The 5,758-nt window shown below is 36.7% G+C and carries 4 protein-coding genes; 3 read left to right on the forward strand and 1 reads right to left on the reverse strand.

Annotated elements, in window-relative coordinates:
* The first annotated feature begins 78 nt into the window (after window positions 1-78).
* The 3 genes from ACIQ6Z_RS08790 to ACIQ6Z_RS08800 all read left to right on the forward strand — a co-directional run bounded on the left by ACIQ6Z_RS08790 (window position 79) and on the right by ACIQ6Z_RS08800 (window position 4,236).
* The gene (locus tag ACIQ6Z_RS08790) at window positions 79-300 is read left to right on the forward strand and encodes a DUF2795 domain-containing protein (protein WP_002986941.1); all 222 of its coding nucleotides are present in this window, start codon (window positions 79-81) and stop codon (window positions 298-300) included.
* Between the two features lie 85 nt (window positions 301-385).
* Window positions 386-3,742 carry a preprotein translocase subunit SecA gene (gene secA / locus ACIQ6Z_RS08795; RefSeq protein WP_396210518.1) on the forward strand — a complete coding sequence of 1,119 codons (3,357 nt, stop codon included), beginning with the start codon at window positions 386-388 and terminating at the stop codon, window positions 3,740-3,742.
* Between the two features lie 80 nt (window positions 3,743-3,822).
* Entirely contained in the window at window positions 3,823-4,236 is a 414-nt protein-coding gene (locus tag ACIQ6Z_RS08800; protein ID WP_396210519.1) for a hypothetical protein, read from the forward strand.
* Here ACIQ6Z_RS08800 and ACIQ6Z_RS08805 read toward each other — a convergent pair.
* Complete coding sequence (locus ACIQ6Z_RS08805) at window positions 4,233-5,639, reverse strand: FAD-binding oxidoreductase (RefSeq protein WP_396210520.1); 1,407 nt, start codon at window positions 5,637-5,639, stop codon at window positions 4,233-4,235. The two genes, ACIQ6Z_RS08800 and ACIQ6Z_RS08805, sit on opposite strands and share 4 nt — an antisense overlap.
* Window positions 5,640-5,758: the final 119 nt, after the last annotated feature.

A 5,758-nucleotide genomic window follows, 5' to 3' on the forward strand; every position in this document is an offset into this window, starting at 1 on the left:
TTTAATAAAAAAAGTAAAAAAAAACTTGACTTTTTAAGTAATAAATTTATTTTTGCATAAACTTAAATCGATAAAAAGATGTATTGGACATTAGAATTAGCATCCTACTTGAGTGATGCGCCTTGGCCAGCAACCAAAGATGAACTTATCGACTATGCTATTAGAACTGGAGCTCCATTAGAAGTGGTGGAAAACTTGCAGTCTATAGAAGATGAAGGAGAAATCTATGAATCAATGGAAGAAATTTGGCCAGATTATCCTACTGACGAAGATTATCTTTGGAATGAGGACGAATATTAAAAAATAAATACACACAACAGAAATAAGTCTCTTCACTGAGGCTTTTTTTTTGGTTATATTTGCAAACTATTAGAAAATAATAATTATGAGTATCATAAATTCCATATTGAAAGCTTTTGTTGGAGATAAATCGGAGAAAGATGTAAAAGCTATTCAACCTTTAATCACAAAAGTAAAATCCTTTGAGAGTGCTTTACAAGCCTTGTCTCATGACGAATTGCGTGCTAAAACAGCTCAATTTAAAGTCAAAATACAGCAAGCTCGCGCTGAGAAAGACTCAAAAATTATAGCGTTAAAGCTCGAAGCAGAACAAACGGAAGATATTGATGCACGTGAAGATTTTTATGCAGAGATTGATACGGTTGAGAAAGAAGCCTATGAAATTTCTGAAAAAGTATTGAACGAAATTCTACCAGAAGCGTTTGCAGTTGTAAAAGAAACGGCGCGACGTTTTAAAGAAAACGACAACATTACTGTTACAGCAACCCCAAAAGATCGAGAATTATCTGCATCTAAATCATATATTAAAATTGAAGGTGAAAATGCAACCTGGGCAAATTCATGGGATGCTGCAGGTAAAGCGATTACTTGGGATATGATTCACTACGACGTGCAGTTGATTGGTGGTGTGGTTTTACACCAGGGTAAAATTGCCGAAATGCAAACAGGTGAAGGAAAAACATTAGTCGCAACTTTGCCTTTATATCTCAACGCTTTAACAGGAAACGGAGTCCACTTAGTAACCGTCAATGATTACTTAGCCAAACGTGATAGTACATGGAAAGCGCCTCTTTTTGAGTTTCACGGAATGACAGTTGATTGTATAGATAATCATCAGCCCAATTCGCCTGAAAGAAGAAAAGCCTATGAAGCTGATATTACCTACGGAACAAATAACGAATTTGGTTTTGATTATTTGCGTGATAATATGGCACATGCACCTGAAGATTTAGTGCAAAGAAAACACAATTTTGCTATTGTGGATGAGGTCGATTCGGTTTTAGTAGATGATGCTAGAACACCATTGATTATTTCTGGACCAGTACCTCAAGGGGATCGTCATGAATTTAATGAATTAAAACCAAAAGTTGAAAATTTAGTTGCATTACAACGTAAAGTTGCTACCGATTGTTTAACGGAAGCAAAACGCTTGTTCAAAGAAGGAAATGCTAAAGAAGCTGGATTCAACTTATTACGTTCGTATAGAGCCTTACCAAAAAGTAAAGCCTTGATTAAATTTTTGTCGGAAGAAGGAGTAAAACAATTGCTGCAAAAAACAGAGAACCAATACATGCAAGATAACAACAGAGAAATGCCAAAAATTGATGAGGCTTTGTATTTTGTTATCGAAGAAAAAAACAATCAAGTAGAACTAACAGATAACGGAATTCAATATCTTTCTCAAGATACCGATGCTAATTTCTTTGTCTTACCTGATATTGGAACCGAGATTGCTCAAATTGAGCGCGAAAATTTAGCTACGGAAGCTGAAGCGGAACGAAAAGATGAGTTGTTTAAAGATTTTTCAATCAAATCGGAACGTATTCATACATTAACGCAATTGCTAAAAGCGTATACGTTGTTTGAAAAAGACACTGAATACGTAATCATGGACAATAAAGTAATGATTGTTGATGAGCAAACCGGACGTATTATGGATGGTCGTCGTTATTCTGATGGTTTACACCAAGCTATTGAAGCCAAAGAAAATGTAAAAATTGAAGCGGCCACGCAAACATTTGCTACCATTACATTGCAGAATTATTTCCGTATGTACAGCAAATTAGGTGGTATGACCGGAACGGCAGTTACCGAAGCAGGTGAGTTTTGGGAAATCTACAAATTAGACGTTGTAGAAATCCCGACCAACAAACCGATGGCGCGTAAAGACAAAGATGATTTGATTTACCGTACCGTTCGTGAAAAATTCAATGCCGTGATTGAAGACGTTGTAGTACTGTCGAAAGAAGGTCGTCCCGTGTTAATTGGAACTACATCAGTAGAGATTTCGGAATTATTAAGCCGAATGTTGAAAATCAGAGGGATTCAGCACAATGTATTGAATGCCAAAATGCATAAAAGTGAAGCCGAAATTGTTGCCGAAGCTGGTAAACCAGGTGTCGTAACCATTGCTACCAATATGGCGGGTCGTGGAACTGATATCAAGTTATCGGATGAGGTAAAAAAAGCAGGTGGTTTAGCAATCATTGGTACAGAACGCCACGATTCACGTCGTGTCGACCGTCAGTTGAGAGGTCGTGCGGGTCGTCAAGGAGATGTGGGAAGCTCGCAATTTTATGTATCGCTTGAAGATAATTTGATGCGTTTGTTTGGTTCGGAAAGAGTAGCGAAAGTTATGGATCGTATTGGTCTAAAAGAAGGCGAAGTGATCCAACATTCGATGATGACGAAATCCATTGAAAGAGCGCAGAAAAAAGTGGAAGAAAATAACTTTGGAGTTCGTAAACGTTTATTAGAGTATGACGACGTAATGAATGCACAAAGAGAAGTGGTTTACAAAAGAAGACGTCATGCATTGCATGGAGAACGTTTGAAAGTAGACATTGCCAATATGATGTATGATACGTGTGAATTGGTCGTAGAGCAAAACAAAGTAGCAGGTGATTTTAAAAACTATGAGTTTGAATTAATACGTTATTTTTCAATTAGTTCACCAGTTTCTGAAGCTGAATTTGGAAAACTAACCGATAGAGAGATTACCGGAAAAACCTATAAAGCAGTTTTAGAACATTATAACGATAAAATTGAGCGAAATGCGGCAGAAGCTTTTCCAATTATTAAAAATGTTTACGAAAACAATAACGGACAATATTTACGCATTATAGTTCCTTTTACAGATGGAATTAAATCGTTGAATGTGGTTACCGATTTGGAAAAATCGTATGCATCTCACGGTAAAACATTAGTGACTGATTTTGAGAAAAACATTACCCTAGCCATTGTAGATGAAGCATGGAAAAAGCATTTACGCAAAATGGATGAATTGAAACAATCAGTTCAATTAGCAGTTCACGAGCAAAAAGATCCTTTGTTAATTTATAAATTTGAAGCATTCAACTTGTTCAAAAAAATGATTGACGACGTAAATAAAGAAGTGATTTCTTTCTTGTTTAAAGGGAATTTACCTTCTCAAGACCCTTCGGATATTCATGAAGCCAAACAAGTGCGTCAAAAACAAAATTATACCGAATCAAAACAAGATGTAGATGGTGATGATGCGGCAAGTGATGCTAGAAGAGCAGGTGAAATGGCAAGTCAAAGACCTCAAGTAACCGATACAATTACTAGAGAAACACCAAAAATTAATCGTAATGATACCGTTACTATTAAACACGTTATGAGTGGTAAGAACGAAACCATGAAATACAAAAAAGCAGAAAGCATGATTGCTTCAGGCGAATGGGTTTTGGTTAACGAATAATTAATTCATTTTCAAAATAAACTAATCCTCAATTACCAAAAGTAGTTGGGGATTTTTTATATTTGATAAAATTTCAAAAAATGCAAACTATTCCAACAAATAACATTACGTATACCAAATTTTTCAACCAAGTTAGAGCTAGTATCGCTGACGGGACTTTTGCTAAATTGACGTTGGCTAAAACTGTTGGAAAGCCCGAATTGCAGAACATTTATGTAAAAACAATTGTGGAAGACAATGTCTTAAAACTTTCGTTAACGTATAAAATTTATACTACCGAAAAGCAAGAATTGGTTAAGATATGCGCTTTGGAAGATGTAGAAACTGAGTTAATTCAGCACATCAATAACCCGTTTTTATCGGCACTATTGTTTACAACTGAGGCCGACATTACGATGAAATTAAACAAAAAACGCGTTGCCAGTATTATTGAACAAGCACCCACATTTAAAAATGCGGATCAAAATTTAATAGACTTTTTAGCTAATAATTAATTTGAAGCATCTGGAAAAATCTTCCCAGGATTCAATATATTATTTGGATCAAAGATGGCTTTAATGCGTTCCATTAATTCCAAATGAACTTTAGAAAACGCTAAATCCATGTAGTTTTTTTGCACGAGACCTATCCCGTGTTCGCCCGAAAGCGTTCCTTTCAATCTCACAGTCAACTCGAAAATTTCACGAATTCCTTTTGGTACTTCTGTGCGCCAATTTTCATCGGTCATACTGCCTTTGATGATGTTGACGTGTAAATTACCATCACCCGCATGTCCATAACACACCGATTGAAAACCATATTTATTGCCAATTTCTTTAATGCCTTTTAATAATTTGGGCAATTCATATCTTGGGACTACAGTGTCTTCTTCCTTGTAAATCGAATTGGCTTTTACCGCCTCAGCTACGGAGCGGCGTATTTTCCAGAGGGCATTTTTTTGTTCTTCGGTATCGGCAAATAGCACTTCGTCGATTTCAAATTGTTCCACTACGGTCAAAATGTGTTCGGCTTCTTGTATGAGTATCTCGGGGTAATTGCCGTCAACTTCTATCAGTAAATGGGCTTGAACATTATCGTGTACTGACACATTTAATCCGTCAACAAATTTTAACGTCCAATCGATTGCATCGCGTTCCATGAATTCTAGTGCGCTCGGTACAATACCTGCTCTAAAGATAGCCGAAACCGCCTCACATGCTTGTTCTGCTTTAAAAAAAGGAACTAAAAGCAACACATTGTGTTTGTTTTGTGGTATTAATTTAAGCACAATTTTGGTCACGATACCTAAAGTGCCTTCGCTTCCAACCATCAGTTGGGTGAGGTTATAACCGGTCGAATTTTTTAAGGTATTGGCACCAGTCCAAATGACATCACCAGTGGGTAATACTACTTCTAAATTGAGAACATAGTCCTTAGTAACGCCATATTTTAACGCTCGTGCGCCTCCTGAATTTTCTGCTATATTTCCCCCAATCCAACAGCTTCCCATACTGCTCGGATCAACGGGGTATAATAGTCCTTTTTCGGCAACCGCTTCACGAAGTACTTGAGTAATTACACCCGGTTCGGTAGTGATTTGTAAATTTTGTTCGTCAATTTCTATAATTTTATTGAACCGTTCCATTGAGATACCTATACCTCCATAAATTGATAATGCACCGCCACTTAAACCGGTGCGAGCTCCTATGGGTACAGCCGGAATTTTATGCGTATTGGCCACCTTTAACAGTTGCGCTACTTCTTCTGTATTGGCTGGTTTTACAACAACATGCGGTGGAAAATTTAGATCTTCTGTTTCGTCATGACCATAGGTTTTACGGGTGGCTTCATCGGTAAAAAGATAAGAAGCACCCACAATTTTTTCGAGTTCAGAAAGTAGTTCGGGATTTAGGTTCATTAGTTTAAAATGGATAAAATTTGCTACATTTACAAAATAAAACTTTTTTTCTTGAGTAAAAGTAATAAAAAATCTGCACTTTCTGAAATTCACGGCGTGGAACAACCTGAAGTCGTGAG

It is taken from the genome of Flavobacterium sp. (assembly GCF_044376915.1).
In the GTDB taxonomy this organism is placed as follows: Bacteria; Bacteroidota; Bacteroidia; order Flavobacteriales; family Flavobacteriaceae; genus Flavobacterium.